The organism is Mesorhizobium sp. AR02 (assembly GCF_024746835.1).
Classification (GTDB): Bacteria; Pseudomonadota; Alphaproteobacteria; order Rhizobiales; family Rhizobiaceae; genus Mesorhizobium.
Genome location: NZ_CP080531.1, coordinates 5,229,905 through 5,244,213 on the forward strand (window position 1 = coordinate 5,229,905; position 14,309 = coordinate 5,244,213).

General features: G+C 62.2%; 15 protein-coding genes. 7 read left to right on the plus strand and 8 right to left on the minus strand.

What is annotated here, in order from left to right; translation table 11 throughout:
• Positions 1-22: 22 nt before the first annotated feature.
• A complete protein-coding gene (locus DBIPINDM_RS29465; RefSeq protein WP_258582492.1) occupies positions 23-2,749 on the minus strand; it encodes a patatin-like phospholipase family protein in 2,727 nt (908 codons plus the stop codon).
• Positions 2,750-3,222: 473 nt separating this feature from the next.
• Here DBIPINDM_RS29465 and DBIPINDM_RS29470 point away from each other — a divergent pair, with 473 nt between their 5' ends.
• A complete protein-coding gene (locus DBIPINDM_RS29470; RefSeq protein ID WP_258582493.1) occupies positions 3,223-4,416 on the plus strand; it encodes a hypothetical protein in 1,194 nt (397 codons plus the stop codon).
• A gap of 1 nt (position 4,417) precedes the next feature.
• On the opposite strand, the gene DBIPINDM_RS29475 is transcribed toward DBIPINDM_RS29470, so the two are convergent.
• Positions 4,418-4,525, minus strand: coding sequence for a putative RiPP precursor (locus tag DBIPINDM_RS29475; protein WP_258582494.1), 108 nt, complete (start codon positions 4,523-4,525; stop codon positions 4,418-4,420).
• 322 nt (positions 4,526-4,847) lie between these two features.
• On the opposite strand from DBIPINDM_RS29475, the gene DBIPINDM_RS29480 reads away from it, so the two are divergent.
• From DBIPINDM_RS29480 to DBIPINDM_RS29495, 4 genes are all read left to right on the plus strand, one after another.
• Positions 4,848-6,461, plus strand: coding sequence for a WD40 repeat domain-containing protein (locus tag DBIPINDM_RS29480; RefSeq protein WP_258582495.1), 1,614 nt, complete (start codon positions 4,848-4,850; stop codon positions 6,459-6,461).
• 112 nt (positions 6,462-6,573) lie between these two features.
• Entirely contained in the window at positions 6,574-7,017 is a 444-nt protein-coding gene (locus DBIPINDM_RS29485; RefSeq protein ID WP_258582496.1) for a hypothetical protein, read from the plus strand.
• Positions 7,018-7,289: 272 nt separating this feature from the next.
• Positions 7,290-7,643 carry an isochorismatase family protein gene (locus DBIPINDM_RS29490; protein ID WP_318036909.1) on the plus strand — a complete coding sequence of 118 codons (354 nt, stop codon included), beginning with the start codon at positions 7,290-7,292 and terminating at the stop codon, positions 7,641-7,643.
• A gap of 339 nt (positions 7,644-7,982) precedes the next feature.
• Positions 7,983-9,227, plus strand: coding sequence for an amidohydrolase family protein (locus tag DBIPINDM_RS29495; protein WP_258582497.1), 1,245 nt, complete (start codon positions 7,983-7,985; stop codon positions 9,225-9,227).
• 52 nt (positions 9,228-9,279) lie between these two features.
• On the opposite strand, the gene DBIPINDM_RS29500 is transcribed toward DBIPINDM_RS29495, so the two are convergent.
• Together DBIPINDM_RS29500 and DBIPINDM_RS29505 are read right to left on the minus strand one after the other, a co-directional pair.
• On the minus strand, positions 9,280-9,492 hold the full coding sequence (locus DBIPINDM_RS29500; protein ID WP_258582498.1) for a hypothetical protein: 213 nt from the start codon (positions 9,490-9,492) through the stop codon (positions 9,280-9,282).
• Positions 9,493-9,638: 146 nt separating this feature from the next.
• Positions 9,639-9,866 (minus strand): hypothetical protein, encoded by a 228-nt coding sequence (locus tag DBIPINDM_RS29505; RefSeq protein ID WP_258582499.1) that lies wholly within the window; start codon positions 9,864-9,866, stop codon positions 9,639-9,641.
• A 204-nt stretch (positions 9,867-10,070) separates the two neighbouring features.
• Here DBIPINDM_RS29505 and DBIPINDM_RS43685 point away from each other — a divergent pair, with 204 nt between their 5' ends.
• Positions 10,071-10,217, plus strand: a complete 147-nt coding sequence (locus DBIPINDM_RS43685; protein ID WP_416361719.1) for a hypothetical protein — start codon at positions 10,071-10,073, stop codon at positions 10,215-10,217.
• A gap of 14 nt (positions 10,218-10,231) precedes the next feature.
• On the opposite strand, the gene DBIPINDM_RS29515 is transcribed toward DBIPINDM_RS43685, so the two are convergent.
• The 3 genes from DBIPINDM_RS29515 to DBIPINDM_RS29525 all read right to left on the minus strand — a co-directional run bounded on the left by DBIPINDM_RS29515 (position 10,232) and on the right by DBIPINDM_RS29525 (position 12,129).
• Positions 10,232-10,438, minus strand: coding sequence for a hypothetical protein (locus DBIPINDM_RS29515; protein ID WP_258582500.1), 207 nt, complete (start codon positions 10,436-10,438; stop codon positions 10,232-10,234).
• A gap of 300 nt (positions 10,439-10,738) precedes the next feature.
• On the minus strand, positions 10,739-11,731 hold the full coding sequence (locus DBIPINDM_RS29520; protein ID WP_258582501.1) for a VirK/YbjX family protein: 993 nt from the start codon (positions 11,729-11,731) through the stop codon (positions 10,739-10,741).
• 113 nt (positions 11,732-11,844) lie between these two features.
• Positions 11,845-12,129 (minus strand): hypothetical protein, encoded by a 285-nt coding sequence (locus tag DBIPINDM_RS29525; RefSeq protein WP_258582502.1) that lies wholly within the window; start codon positions 12,127-12,129, stop codon positions 11,845-11,847.
• A gap of 890 nt (positions 12,130-13,019) precedes the next feature.
• On the opposite strand from DBIPINDM_RS29525, the gene DBIPINDM_RS29530 reads away from it, so the two are divergent.
• On the plus strand, positions 13,020-13,346 hold the full coding sequence (locus tag DBIPINDM_RS29530) for a DUF1236 domain-containing protein (protein WP_258582503.1): 327 nt from the start codon (positions 13,020-13,022) through the stop codon (positions 13,344-13,346).
• An 86-nt stretch (positions 13,347-13,432) separates the two neighbouring features.
• On the opposite strand, the gene yghU is transcribed toward DBIPINDM_RS29530, so the two are convergent.
• A complete protein-coding gene (yghU, locus tag DBIPINDM_RS29535; RefSeq protein ID WP_258582504.1) occupies positions 13,433-14,305 on the minus strand; it encodes a glutathione-dependent disulfide-bond oxidoreductase in 873 nt (290 codons plus the stop codon).
• Positions 14,306-14,309 lie beyond the last annotated feature (4 nt).

A 14,309-nucleotide genomic window follows, 5' to 3' on the forward strand; every position in this document is an offset into this window, starting at 1 on the left:
TTCTCCTTTTCTGAGCTCTTTGCTAGGTAGTTCCCTGAATTTTTCGATGAACCGGGAAGAACTTGCGGATGCTGACTCTGTTGGCGAGCAGATCTTGCACGGCGGCCTCACCCAGGCTCAAATAAGCCGACATCTGCGCTTCCGTGAACCATTGATCGGCTGTGCTTTCATTCGGGAAGTCTGTGTGTTCCAGGCCGTAGGAGATCAGGGCGGTGGAATCCGTATTGCCGAGTCTGGGCTTGACCAGCACGACCGTGCCGGAATGCGTTTGTTGCCCCGAATTGTTGAAATACTGAACCGTGCCGATGGCCGAGCCCCTTAGCTTCTTCGTCACGGCGGTGAGTTGAGTGGCATCAAACCGAACGCGTGCGTTGAGGTCCATGGCGGCAATCCGGTCGGCGACGCCGAGGTCCTCAAGTGTTCCGCCGCCATCGGCGCTTGCATCGACAACCAGGATGAACTTAGCCTGCCTGGCAAGGGCTTCGAACAAGCCCAGATTGTCGAAATGACCGCCGTCCGAGAGATGAATGAACGGTCGGTCCGACCGGGCTCTGCCGGTGACCTCGTCCAAGAGAGGTAACAGCGAAAGGCGCGGGCTTGCCTGCCGGTAGGTCTTTTCTCCCTGTGGGCCGGGATTGCCGAGCCATGCGCCGAGACGAAGGTTGAATAGTGCCAGCAGAAAGCTACGCGCGGCTGTGGTGTAGTGCCCCATCTGCGAGTCGAACGCGGCGCCGGATAGCGCGACCGCGGTGCCGAGGGTAAGCGAGACCGGTTTCGAGCCGAGGGCCGAGGCTTCGTTGACATTTTGCGCGTAGATGTCCGCCGCCCGGTAGTAACCGGTGCGTGGTGAAGCCCATGGCTCTTCGACCTCGGGCAGGCTTTTGCTGCCCACGGCGATCTGACTGGCGCTGAACGGCAGCGCCTTGCGCTGCTGGACGGCGAGATCGGAGCTGCCTGGGACGTTGAGGGCCATGTTGACGATATGCAGCCAGGGATCGACTTTGCCAGGCGCCGATTTCCGGCGCGTCCGAAGCGATGCGAGCTCAAGATTGTCGTTCGGGTCGAAATCGGTGAGAGGATCGGGTTTGCGGTTGAAGTTCGAAGCCCCAAGGAACGTCCGGACGATTCTGTTGCGATAGATGTCGTGCAACGAGAAACGGTTCGAGTTCGAGAACAGGTCGACCAGCAAGGCTACAGCCAGGAACGCCAGTGCCAGCATGGCCAAGGTCGGAAACGCCTGATCGCATTCGACGACAAAGCCGACGCTTGCGAGTGGCAGCGCACATTTGTCTTCAACTCCAACACTTGAGGATGGCCAGTGCATGAAGCCGGCCAGAAGGTTGAATGCATAAAGCGTGAGCTTGGTCAGCAGGCCAACGGCCAGAAAGGCCACGAGCGCCGCGAACGGCGTAAGGATGATCGCTTCACCCCTTGCCTTGATGATGCCACGCGTCGCGTCGATGGCGCGCTTTCCGGTGCCGATATAGCCGGCCAGCGCTGCGATGATGCCCGAAATGCCAAGCGTGGCCGTTTTGCCGATCACCTCCAGCCCCATCAAATAGTCGATAAATCGCGGCGCCTGGAATATGGCCAAGCAGAAACACAGCCAAGCCAGCGGTAGGGACAGCAGCAATCCGGTGCTTTTTGCCAACCATTCGCGCTCCAGGTCCCCGCTCGGAGGATTGCCGCGCAGAGCGAAATACGCGACGTTCGAAACAAAGAGACTGCCAACCAACGCCAGCGGCGCTATGGCGACGGATGTCATCGGTTCCAGGACGAGAAACAGTTTTTCGCGCGCGAGCGCGATCAGTGCGACAAGCAGAACAGCCTGGGCGGCAAACGGGATCATCCATCTGCGCAGCCATCGCAGGAAATCGCGCCTGAGGGTGCGCAGCCGGCTGGTGCGAACGCCACGCACTTCACTCCAATTATCTTGAATTACGAAAAAGAATAACAGCACGAGCAGGCAGGCAACCAGCAGACCCAGCGCGGTCCAGTCGCCCGCTGGAAGACCGCCGAAGGTTGAATGCGCCGCGCTGGCGAAAATCAGCGAGCTGATGAGTATCAGAACCGAAAAGAGCAAGAACCGATCGCTGCCTCGGGCGGCGGCAATGGCTGGCCGCCATCCGGGGCGGCCGTACATCAATTCGCTATAGGTCAGCAGGAAGGCAGAGATGCCTGCACAAAAGATATACAGGCTCAGGGCTCCTGCGAGGCGAGTTGTCTGGGAATAGAGCGACGCCACAATCAGCACCAGAGTGATCGCCAAGGCGGTATAGGGGATGACAAGCATCCAGTTGAGCATCAGGTTGCTGAGGTACCGTCCGCCGAGCGCCAAGCTGTCGGACGAGGAAAGGCCCATGCGCGGCGTCAGATAGGAGAGGTATCGGCGCATATGGCTAAGCGGCGATTTCGGATCGAGAAATTCGTTGTCGTCGCCGAGCTTGGCCTGGACTTTGTCCATTCCAACTTCATGCGCCCATTTGGTGACGAAGGCAGCGGCGAAACCTCCGCCCGAAACGCTGCTGACGATGTCGAATTTCGCCAGAAGATTGTTCTTTGCCAGCCCGCGCATGACGCCCAGGCTGAAGATCGCGCTCCTTATTCCTCCGCCCGAAAGGCAAAGTACGGTCAAGTTCTTGCTGGTTGCGCCTTGCAAGTTGAGTTGAACGCGCCGAGCTCGTATGAGTTCGAGTTCTGCGCGCCTGACATCCTCGAAAGTCAGCAACGACTTGCTGCCTGCGACCATAGCGTCCCCCCGAACGCATTTATCGACGCGCCGAAGGTATTTTAGTGTCAACTAAAAAGCCAGTAAAATGTTTACGGGAAAAGCTTATCGGGAGGTAGTGCATGAAATTGTTATTCGATCCGACAAGATTCCGAGCAGGCGATATTCAATACCCATCTCGGTGCGCGGCAAACAGCGTGTGGACGTCGTTACTTTTCGTGAGCAAGACGGAGCACGATGTCGAACGGTCACACCCGCACGGGAGAGAAAGTGCGGACACCACAGTCGTCGGTTCAGGCTCTTCTGCGAGGCTACGGTTCTTAGCCGCAATGGGGAGATCAGACGTTCCCATCGCTTTCGCCAACCTTAAGGCCGCAAGCGGCCCTTTTCCGCAGGTCATGTCTCGCGTTAGGCTGGTGACGACCATCAAATGGGGGCGGTTCTGATGCAGCGTATTTCCAGCGAGGATGGATCGTTATCGAAGCTCGCCCGCCATGCATGATGTCCACCTCGTCGAAATCCTGCTTGCGGCCGCTGCCATCCTTGTGGTCGCGGCATGCGTCGGCTGGCTGTTGCGCAAGGCGCGTGTCCGGCGTCGCACCCAACGCCGGGCGGATCCGGCCAACGACTATGCCGCGCGCGGCGATTGGGAGCGCAGCACCGGCACCGTCAACTACTCGTCCTTCGTCTATTTCGATGTCGACCGCGACGGGACATACGGCATGGGCGACCGGCCTATGGCCGGCATCATGGTGCGGCTGTTCGACGGAGAGGGCGGCTTCGTCGCTTCAACCAGGACAAACAATGGCGGCTTTGCCAACTTCGCCATGTCGACCTCTTCGGCCAGTGCCGTGATCCGCTCGCCGGGCAGCTACCGGTTTGCGGTTTCGGTGCCGCCGGGCTGGCGCTCGCCCAGCGCCAACGAGACGCAATCGCAGGATTTCCGGACGGCCTCCGGTTCGCCCGCCGGGCTGGTGTCGCAGGACCTGCCGCAGCCGGTCGGCCTGGCGCCTATGCGCAGCCTGGCCGGCCGGATGGCGGCAGGCGGCACGGCGACACTGTCGGTGAAGGCAAATGGGCAGATGCTGGAGAGCATGATGCTGGCGCCGGGTTTATCCTTCCGGCTCGACCTCGCCGGCGGGGCCGACACCGTGGTGATCGCCGGCGGCGGCCTCGACCGGCAGTTGGCGCTTTCGCCCTATCCGACCGATCTCGGGCTGCTTTCGCCGCAAACGCTGCCGGGCGGAGCCCCGCTGCGGACGATCGGCTTCGACGACGTCACCGGGCGCGGCTTCCGCAAGATCCCGTGCGGCCATGCCGGGCTGCAATGGCGCAACCTCAACGCCATGGCGCAGGATCACACCAAGGGTAGCGAAGGCTATGTCAACGGCAATGTTTCGGGCGACCACGTCGCCTATACCAGCAGCGGCTACCCGGCCGAGTTCAGCCGCGAGACCCCGTTCGGTTTCCACTCGGTGCTGCTGAGCGCCGCGTGGCTGAAATCTGAAGGGGAGATCGCGCTGATCGAGTGTTGGCTGGGCGAGCAACTGATCGCTAGCGACCAGCTTGGGCTGTCGGCGCTGACACCGCTGCACTACGCGCCGATGCTCAAGGCAGTAACCCGTGTCCGTCTTTCGACGAAACACTATTGGCAAATGGTGCTGGACGACTTGACGCTGACGGGCTGACTTATATCAGTACTGGATTCGAGGTCACGACCGGGCCGTTGGTCGCGGCCGTGATCGCCTTCAAATTGCCCTTCTTGACCAGGATGGGCCGTTCATAAGTCTTCTTCATGATGCAAGCTCTCCACTATATCCCGTCACGAGTGTGACACATCGTGGTCTTCTGTCAATGTTGCGCTGGGGACAGTCGAGATTATCCCAGCCAAAACATCGAAGACTTTGGCCCCGCACTGCCAATTGCTGCGCTGCGGCCAGGAATAAAGCAGGATTATCAAGAGTGGGGCGATGTGCTTAAGCCATTGTTTCTGCGCATATCCCTGGCCCCGTATCGGAGATATTTCCAATGACATATGTTGGACAAGAGGTGAGGGTGGCGCTTTGCGGTCAACAACTGGCGCTGCTAACCTCGTCCAAATCCGCGGGCGGAGAGCGCGATGAACAGATTGGTCGACAAGGTGCTGGCGGTTGTCCTGGCCGCGGCTGCCGTGGCCTGCCTAGCGCGGGTCTATCCGCTCGCCAAAACCTTTGCCTGGCATGGGGCTTCCGGGCTGCTGGCAGATGCGGCCTCCTTGCGGCTTCTGGTTTTTGCCGTGGCGGCATTTGCCTGCGTAGCCGGCGCCTTGCTGTTTTGGGCGGGACTGTTGCCGGGGCGGCGGGCGCATGCCGCCGGGGCGCCGCTGTTCGGTCGCGCGGCCGAAGTGCAGGAGACCAGCAGGCCCGGCCTGCGCAAGGTCTTTCTCGCCTTGCCGTTGATTGTGTTGGCGGCACTGGCAGTCGACCGGTTCGGCCCGTGGCATGAGGGCTGCGGCGAGATTGCCAGCCAGCCCAGGGAGCCCAAGGCGGCCGAACCCAAGGCGGCCGAACCCAAGCCCGATGAACCGAAACTTGCCGAACCCAAACCCGCTGAACCGAAGAACCAGGATGTCGCCAGCGCGCCGCCGGCTCCGGAGCCGGCGGCGCCACCAGCTTCGCCGGCACAACCCGCGCCGCCACCGGTGGCCTCCAACCCGCCGCCGGCACCGGTACAGCCACCGCCGCCCGTGGCCGCGCCAACGCCCGTCGCCCCGTCGCCGCCGGAAGTCGCGGTCATTCCGCCGCCCACGGTGGCGCCGTTGCCGCCACCGCCGCCGGCGGCGCCAACGCAGCCCGATGGCCATCGCGACGCGGTCGTCTGGCTTTCGGTGGCGCCCGACGGGCGCTCGATCCTCAGCGCCAGCACCGACCATATGATCAAGCTGTGGGACATTGGCGGCAAGCACCTGATCCGCAATCTCGGCGTCCACAAGGACATGGCGCGCACGGCGCTCTATATGCCCGACGGTGTCAGCGCGCTGACGGCCGGCGACGATGGCGAGATCGTGCTGCGCAAACTTGCCGATGGTGCTGTGCTGCATGTCTTCCAGTCCGACCAGAATGGCGGCGTCAGACAGCTGGCGATCAGCCCGGACGGCAAGCGCGCCGTCAGCGGACATGACACCGGCAATGTCATTGTCTGGGACCTCGTCAACAATTCCGTGCTGCATGTGCTGACCGGGCACGACTGGTCGATCAGCGCGGTCGCCGTCTCGCCCGACGGCAAGCAGGCGCTCAGCGGCAGCATCGACGGCACGCTGAAACTCTGGGACATCGAGAGCGGCAAGCAATTGCGCAGCTGGCACGGCCACGAGCAAGGCACCTACGGCGCCGTCTTCACCGCCGACGGGCATCATCTGATCACCGGCAGCGGCGACCTGACGATCAAGCTCTGGGATCTCGACAGTGGCCGCGAGGTGAAGCGTTTTGAGGGCCACGAAGGCACGGTCTATACGCTGGCGCTGTCAGCCGACGGCAAGCGCCTGCTGTCGGGCTCGCTCGATGGCACGGCACGGCTGTGGGACATGGAAACCGGCAACCAGATCGCCCTGTTCGACAGCCAGACCGGCCCGATCTACGCCGTGGCCTTCGCTCCCGACGGCACGGTGCTGACCGGCGGCTACGACCGCACCATCAGGGATTGGTCGCCGAGCGGCGGCGATGGTGTGGTGCTGTTTGCGGGGGCGCCGGGGTGACCATGCTCTATGAAATGCCGTCCGATTTCTGGCAGGACAAATGACGATTTGTCACTGTGTATACAACGACGGCTTAATTCCGAGATAACGATTGGTCCGATAAGACGCTTGGATGAATTGGTGGATCGGCTTTTGCTGGATTTCCGGCAGCATCTGCTCTGCAATGCTGGACCATCGCGCACGAAAACTGGCCGGCAAGCGTTGGCTCTCAGAATGGCCATGGCGCCTGGTCACTTATCTTGCGCTTGGCGGCGTCTGCGCTGCCATAGGATACGCACCATTTTTCCTTTACCAATTCGGCGAGGCGATTGTCGGTGTCTATAACCATCCGCCAAATTTGGTGGTGCTTCTTGTTTTGGCGGTAACCGCCACCGTTGCCACTGGAATTCTCGAACTGGCCCGCCGAACACTGCGTGGGATCACCAGTTTGCAGCACGGCATGAGATCGATGGCAGCTGTTCGCCGCATTGCTGCAGCGTTGGTGTTGTTTGCCGTCGCCGCAGGCGTTCTTGGTGCGGGGCTCTTTGCCGGTCTCTATGTTTTGCAGAACCAATGATCGGGGCCGATAAGATGACAATGAAGACACTCCGAAATCCTTGATCGCCTTGCCCTCCGTGCTATGTAAAAAACCATGTCAACACCCAGCCTCACTACCAACGCGCCTCTCATCGTCATCGATCTGCAGACCGGCATGTTCGACGGCGTGCACGAGCCGCCGATCCATGATGCGCCCACCATTGCAGAGCGCGCTCGCGCGGTGATCGACTGGGCAAGGCGGGGTGGGCGCAAGGTCGCCTTTGTCAGGCATGTGGACCCGAAGGCGATCCATTGGCGCCGGGTGAACCGGGTTGGCCGGTGTGGCCCGCCCTTGGCCAGGCCGATGATGAACCGACCTTCGCCAAATCCGTGCGCGATGCCTTCAGCAATCCGGCCTTTGGCGACTGGGTCGCCAGGCAGGGCGCGGGTGCCGTGGTGATCCTCGGCGCGCAGACCGATTTTTGCGTCGCGGCAACCGTCAGGGGCGCGATCGCCAGAGGGCTCGGCGTCACCGTGGTTTCCGATGCCCACAGCACGCTGGACAACGCCAGCGAGAGCGCTGATCAGATCATCGCCCGGCACAATGGTGAATTCACCGAGGCCGGCGCGACTGTGGTGACGACGAAGGCGCTGGTCGGCGGCTGAAGCTGCAAAAGAATGACGCTGCGGGCTGATCGTCGCTTCGCGCGGCGGCTGCATCGTCCGGCCCAAGGCGCCTGCCGTGGTCGACGCGGGCGGGGGGGCGCATTGTTGGGGTGTGCTCGGCGCCCGCGTCAACCAGGGCGGCTCGTACCGCCGCAATAACACCATTGCATATTGCCGGGCGCTCGAAACTTCCGCGAAAGCGGAATAGGCATGGACTGCGGTGCGGATCCGATATGCCGGTTTGCCAGGGCAATTGCGCGAAACAGTTTTTCTCCGCTGCCGCATTGACCCGCGGCGGGCGGGCGGCGAGGACTGGCGCCTTCAACAGGGATGGCGCCCATGGGCGAGCAGACAATTTTGAGCGAACAGACGATTTTCCGCAACGCGAAACTGGCCGATGGGTCGCTGGCGGATTTCTTCGTCACCGGCGGCCGCTTCAGCGCCATCGCGCCGGCCGGCAGTGCGCCGCCGGCTGATTTCGCCGCCGTCGCCCCTATCACTATCGACCTCGGCGGCCAGCTTGTGGTGCCGGCCTTCGTCGAGGGGCATATCCATCTCGACACCTCGTTCCATGGCGACGCTTGGCGCCCGCATATTCCCTGCACCAACGGCTTCGACGTGCGCGAGCGCGTTGCCTTCCAGGCGCAAAACCTTGCCGCCGCGGCGCCGATGGCCGAACGGGCGAAGAACCAGCTCGAGCTTTGCGTTGGCCATGGCAGCCTGGCCATGCGCAGCCATGTCATGGTCGATGGTTCGGTCGGGCTCAGCCATGTCGAAACCATCCTGGCCGTGCGCGAAAAATACCGCGACCTCATCGACATCCAGCTCGTCGCCTTCCCGCAAAGCGGTATTCTGTCGTCCCCCGGCACGGCGGAGCTGCTCGACGAGGCGCTGAAGCTCGGCTGCGACCTGATTGGCGGGCTCGACCCGGCCAGCTTCGACCGCGATGTGAAGGGCCATCTCGACGTCGTGTTCGGGCTCGCGCAAAAGCATGGCGCGGGCGTCGACATCCACCTGCATGATGGCGGCACGCTCGGCCTGTTCCAGGTCGAGGAGATCGCGGCGCGGACAAAGGCGCTCGGCATGGAAGGCCATGTCGCCGTCAGCCACGCCTATGGCCTTGGCGACATCCCGGCCGACGCCCTGGCGAAGGCCGGCGCGATGCTGGCGGCGGCTGGCGTGGCGATCATGACCAACGCGCCCGGCAACCATGCCTTCCCGCCGGTGGCGGCTCTGCGGCAGGCAGGCGTCACCGTGTTCAGCGGCTCCGACAACATCCGCGATTCCTGGTGGCCCTATGGCGATGGCGACATGCTGAACCGGGCCAACATGATCGGCTACCGCTCCGGCTTCTATGAGGACCACGAGCTGGCCGCCGCCTTCGATGTGGTGACCCACGCCGGCGCCAAGGCGTTGGGGCTGGAGGACTACGGCATCGTGGTTGGCGCCAGCGCCGACTTCGTCGCCATGCGGGCGCAGCACGTGCCCGAGGCGGTGGTAGCGGTGCCGAAGGACCGGACGGTCTATCGGCGGGGCAAGGCGGTGGCGAGCGATGGCCGAATGCTGGCTATCATCCTAGCCTGACCCATCCCGATGGACTCGGGATGGGGTCTTCGCAGGCGATGACCGCCCGATATCAGTAGGCCTTGGCTGCCGTCTTGTGCTTCTTGGAATGCTTCTTGTGTTTCTTGTGCTTCTTGGCGGCGACCTTTTGAACCGCGGCGGGGGCAGCCGTGTTGGCGGCAGCGGTCACGGCTGCGGTGGTGGCAGCCGCGCTGGCTTCGAGAACCGGCATCGAGACGACCAGCGCGAACGCAAGGCCGAGAGCCGCGAGGATGGATTTGTTCATGGGTTCATTTCCTTTTGGATTACGCCGAATCGGAACGGCGCGTGTCTACGCATGATCCCGAAAAGTAGAAACCGTTTCGGAAAAGATCATGTTCGAACAAGAGGCTTCGATGGCGCGCGCGGCGCCATCGGGTATTTTTCGGGGTCCTACTTCTTCTTGCAGTCGGCGGCTGCTTTCATCGCTGCCGTCGCTTCGGCCTCGGTTTTGTAGGACGTCTTGCCGACCATCATCACGGTCTTGCCGTCAGGCTTTGTCGTGGCGACGGAACACGTCTTGTCGCTCGCTTTCTGGGCGACGAAATATTCCGTCGCCGCAAGCGCGGGAGCGGTTGCGAGCGTTACCAGAATCGCTGCGGAAAGAAGTTTCCTGTACATTTCATTTTCCTCCACTTGGCCCATATCGCCCATGGACACTGTGACGAGACGATCTGTCTGACGTCTTGCGGCAACATTACAGTTTGGTAATGTTGCGGTCGGTCGACATGGAGGGGCGGCAACGCCGGTGCTTTCGCGCACCTACATGATCGGCTACCGCTTCGGCTCTGCGAGGACCACGAACTCGCCGCCGCCTTCGATGTTGTGACCCATGCCGGCGCCAAGGCGCTGGAGGACTACGGCATCGTGGTTGGCGCCAGCGCCGACTTCGTCGCCATGCGGCGCAGAACGTGCCCGAGGCTGGGCGACGGCGCGTCTGGGGCGCTCGCCGCCGCAATCTCCGATGTTTGATGCATGCTGGCCCATCAATCCGACGCCCTCTGGTCGGCCGCCTGGGCTGATCGGGCAGGCACGGAAGACAGAGTGTGTTGATTGGACGGCTGCTCGCCGAAATAGAACGCGCCACCCAGGACGAGGAACACAATCCCCACTGCCACCAGTCCGACCATCAACACGGCGATCGCCGTACCCGGGCCGTGGCCTGTTCTGGTGATGATGGACCGATGGTGCATCGCTCTTCCTCCGAAATCCAGTCCGGTCCGGAGACCTTGCGGCAAACGAGGGCAGAAGCGGGATATTCCCGATGAACAGCCGCATCGGCCCTTTGCGTTTCCTTTTGGGACCAAAGTCTTAGGTGGCTGAAGCAAAGGTCCGATGGGTCTCGTTCGGTTCCGGCAATGTCCATTGGACGTTCCACTATTTTAGCCAATTGATATATAATGCCTTTACCCTCTTGGGGGATAAAAGCGGGCGTCGGGAAGGGCAAAGTGGCGCCGTCCGACGTCCTGACAGCGATGTGCCAGCCTCCACATTCATTGGGCGAAAGGCCCTCCGCGAGTGAGATCAAGTGGAACCTCGTTCAGTCTGAACGGCGAGGCAAACAGGCTCTTGCCAAACTCCAGGAATTCGAACTTGTAGACGTCTCGCCGGCTGAGCGGCGCTGCCATGTCGCGGCTCCGCACCGGCATGGCAAAGCCGAATTCGCCGCCTTGCTGTCCGCCGCGATCGATCCAGTACTGGTCCATGTCGGCACGCTTGCCGGCGCGTTTTTCGGGCGAGCGGAAGTTGATGGTGTGCCTGGCATCGCAGACGCCGAGGACATGATCGGCGCCGCCACCGATCGCGATGCCTTCCATGACCAGCAGTGCCGCATCCTTGGGCCTGAGCCCGCACAGGTCGCGCGTGGCCTCGATGACGGCGCGCTTGGCCTCTGGCTCCTTGCTGCCCTGGAGCCCGCCAATGGCGACGGTGTAGCGGCTGGCGCCCATGGGGCCGGCGCCCAAGGGGCTGGCGCCCAGGGGATAGAGGATGAAGCTCAACCTGACCAGGTCGAGCCGGTCGCTCTGCCGCGTCAGCCTGATCGAGAAGGCGCCTTCGTGGCTGGTGCCGGAATGAACGGACAGGCGCATGGTCAGCGCATAGGCATCGCGCCGTCCGGTCACCTGGCCGATGTCCATCGCCCGCCCGCGCCAGACCGCCTCCAGCACATGCCGCGGCAGGCCCGCCGCCGCCAGATTGAAATGGTCGACCAGAAGGTCGAAGCCGCGATGGCCAGGCAGCCCAAGGGCGAAGAATTTGTAGGGCTTCTTGCGCAGCAAATCGTCATGTGGGCAGCCCAGTCCGTGCTTTTGCCGGAAACCTCTGAGGAAGTGGAACCATTTGAAGAAGCTCACCGGCTTGCAGGCGAAGCGGGTGAGGAAAATCCTGGATTGCCGCAGCCCCAGCCGCCCGCAAAGGCCAAGGATCTGGCTGAAGACGCCGGCGGCTTCCCGCAGCCAGGCGCGCTCGCTCGTTTCGAAAATCAAGATGCATCCCACACGGCTGTTGTGGGAGAGGGGGTAGCCCGGAGGGATTACGCCGACATTGCGGGGGGATAAAGCGCTGGTAGTTCTGAAAAGGGGCCGGTAATTTCCAGCCCTCACGTCTCGTCGAACCGACCCTCGCGCGTCGGGTGTCGCTTGATCGCGGCTTCTTCCTCATCGTCGGGCAAGGCGTCGTCGCTGTCCTGGAGTGCGTTGTCGTCGTCTTCCTCGGGCAGGTCGCCCTCTTTTTCGACGCCGTAGTGCATGTCGCCGTTTTCGGGCACGGAGTCGGGCAGGATCTGGCCGCCCTTGACCGCGTCCCAGTCCAGCTGCTCGATGGTCGGGCCCTCGACCTCGGGGCTGTCGTCATCGTCGGTGTGTGGTTTGCTGCGCGGTGCCATGCTGGCCTCCAATCCGTGAAAAGACTGAAGGCGAAACTCGGGGTACAGCGGTTAGTTCCTTAGTCTCGGCGGCAAAGGTTCGGGCGCGCTTCGGTTGGGGGTGCGGCCGCGGCTACCACCACAGCGCGGCAACCACCACCACCACAGCGGCGACCGCCAGCCCCACCTGTCCCGGGGGGCTAAGGAGCCAGGGCCGCGATCATGTGGCCGCGACTTCCAGGCCTACCAGCCCATCCATTCGCGGCTGCGCCAGGCAAGGCCGGCAAAAGGCGCCATCAGCGCGATCACGACAAACATCAGCGTGAAGGGATGCCTGGTCACGGAGGGTCGGGGAGCCATGTCGCAATCATCCTTGCTGGAGATTTCATGCCGGGAAACGCCGGAAACAACGTCGTCATGGCGACATGGTTGCATCTGATTCAGGCCCGCCATTCGGTGGCTGGAACCGGACGCCGACACTGGCGTTTTCCTGATGTGACCGGTGAGGCTGCCACCTCCGCCGGAACCGTTTGAGGCTCGCTCTGCTCCCGGCAGGGTGGGCCTTTTTCGTGCGCTGGACGAAGCATCCGGGAACGACACGGCGCGCTACGTTGGCTGTTGCTCAGGGATGACGGATCGACTTCACCTTTCGGAAAGAGGCATCCAGATGCACCTCTCCGAAGCAAGTGAGTTTTGCGGACATTCCTAGGCGATTTTTGTATTCCAGAAAATTAATTACAAAATTTTCAAAGAACTATCTGGCTGATCTAACTTTTTTCATAAAAAACCAGAATCAGATTTATCGATCAGGCTGCATATTTATTGCGTCAATTGAAATGGAACCTCGCGGCTGTGGCCGAGTTTTCCCTGCAGGCGGAATACGGAATCAAGACCGCCAAATGGAGGTTACTATGAAATATTATCTTTCGAGTGCGGCAGCCGTACTCATCCTGATGGGCGGCATTGGTGCGGCGATGGCCGAAGACGTCATCGTCGTCCAGCCGGCGCAGCGGGTCGTGGTTCAACCGGAGCAGGAGACGGTCGTTCGCCAATACGTCAAGAAGCAGCCGCTGGCATCGGTCAATCTTCTGGGCGTCGAACTCAAGCTCGGCTCGCCGGTGCCGGATACCGTCGAACTGCGTGAGGTGCCTGATGTCAAATACCGCGTCGCGGTGATCAACGACCAGACCGTGCTCGTCGACCCCGAGACCCGTCAGGTCGTCGAGGTTCTGCACTGAACCAGTGCGGCAAACCCGTCATGAAAAACCCGCCACCGATTTCGCATCGGTGACGGGTTTTTCATTGGAGCCGGCTTTGGCTTTGCCTATTCGGCTGCGGTCGCCAGCTTGTCCTGCGTCCTGGTGTCGAAATCGCTGGCGTCGTGGCGCTCGTGCAGCTGCAGCGCCGGCTCGCCGAAGGCGCGATTGACCATGCGGCCGCGCTTGACCGCCGGCCGCTCGTCGATCGCTTTCGCCCAGCGCTGAACGTGGCTGTACTCCTGCACCGACAGGAAGTCGGCGGAATCATTGTACATGCGGCCGAGCGCCAGCCCGCCATACCAGGGCCAGACCGCCATATCGGCGATCGAGTAATCCTTGCCGCCGAGATATTCTGATACCGCCAGCCGGCGGTCGAGCACGTCCATCTGCCGCTTGGTTTCCATGGCGAAGCGGTCGATGGCATATTCGAATTTCTGCGGCGCATAGGCGTAGAAATGGCCGAAGCCGCCGCCCAGATACGGCGCCGAGCCCATCTGCCAGAACAGCCAGGACAGCACTTCGGCGCGCGCCGGCTGTTCGGTGGGCAGGAACTCGCCGAACTTCTCGGCGAGATAGACCAGGATCGAGCCGGACTCGAAGATACGCACCGGCGTGGCGCCGCTGCGATCCATCAAAGCCGGGATCTTGGAGTTGGGGTTGACCTCGACAAAGCCGCTCCCGAACTGGTCGCCATCATTGATGCGGATGATCCAGGCATCGTATTCGGCGCCCTTGTAGCCGCGCGCCAGAAGCTCCTCCAGCATGACCGTCACCTTGACGCCGTTCGGCGTCGCCAGCGAATAGAGCTGCAGCGGATGCTTGCCGACGGGCAATTCCTTGTCATGCGTCGGCCCGGCGATCGGCCGGTTGATGCTGGCAAAGGCGCCGCCATTTGCCTTGTTCCAGGTCCATACTTTCGGCGGGGTGTAGTCTGTCATATCT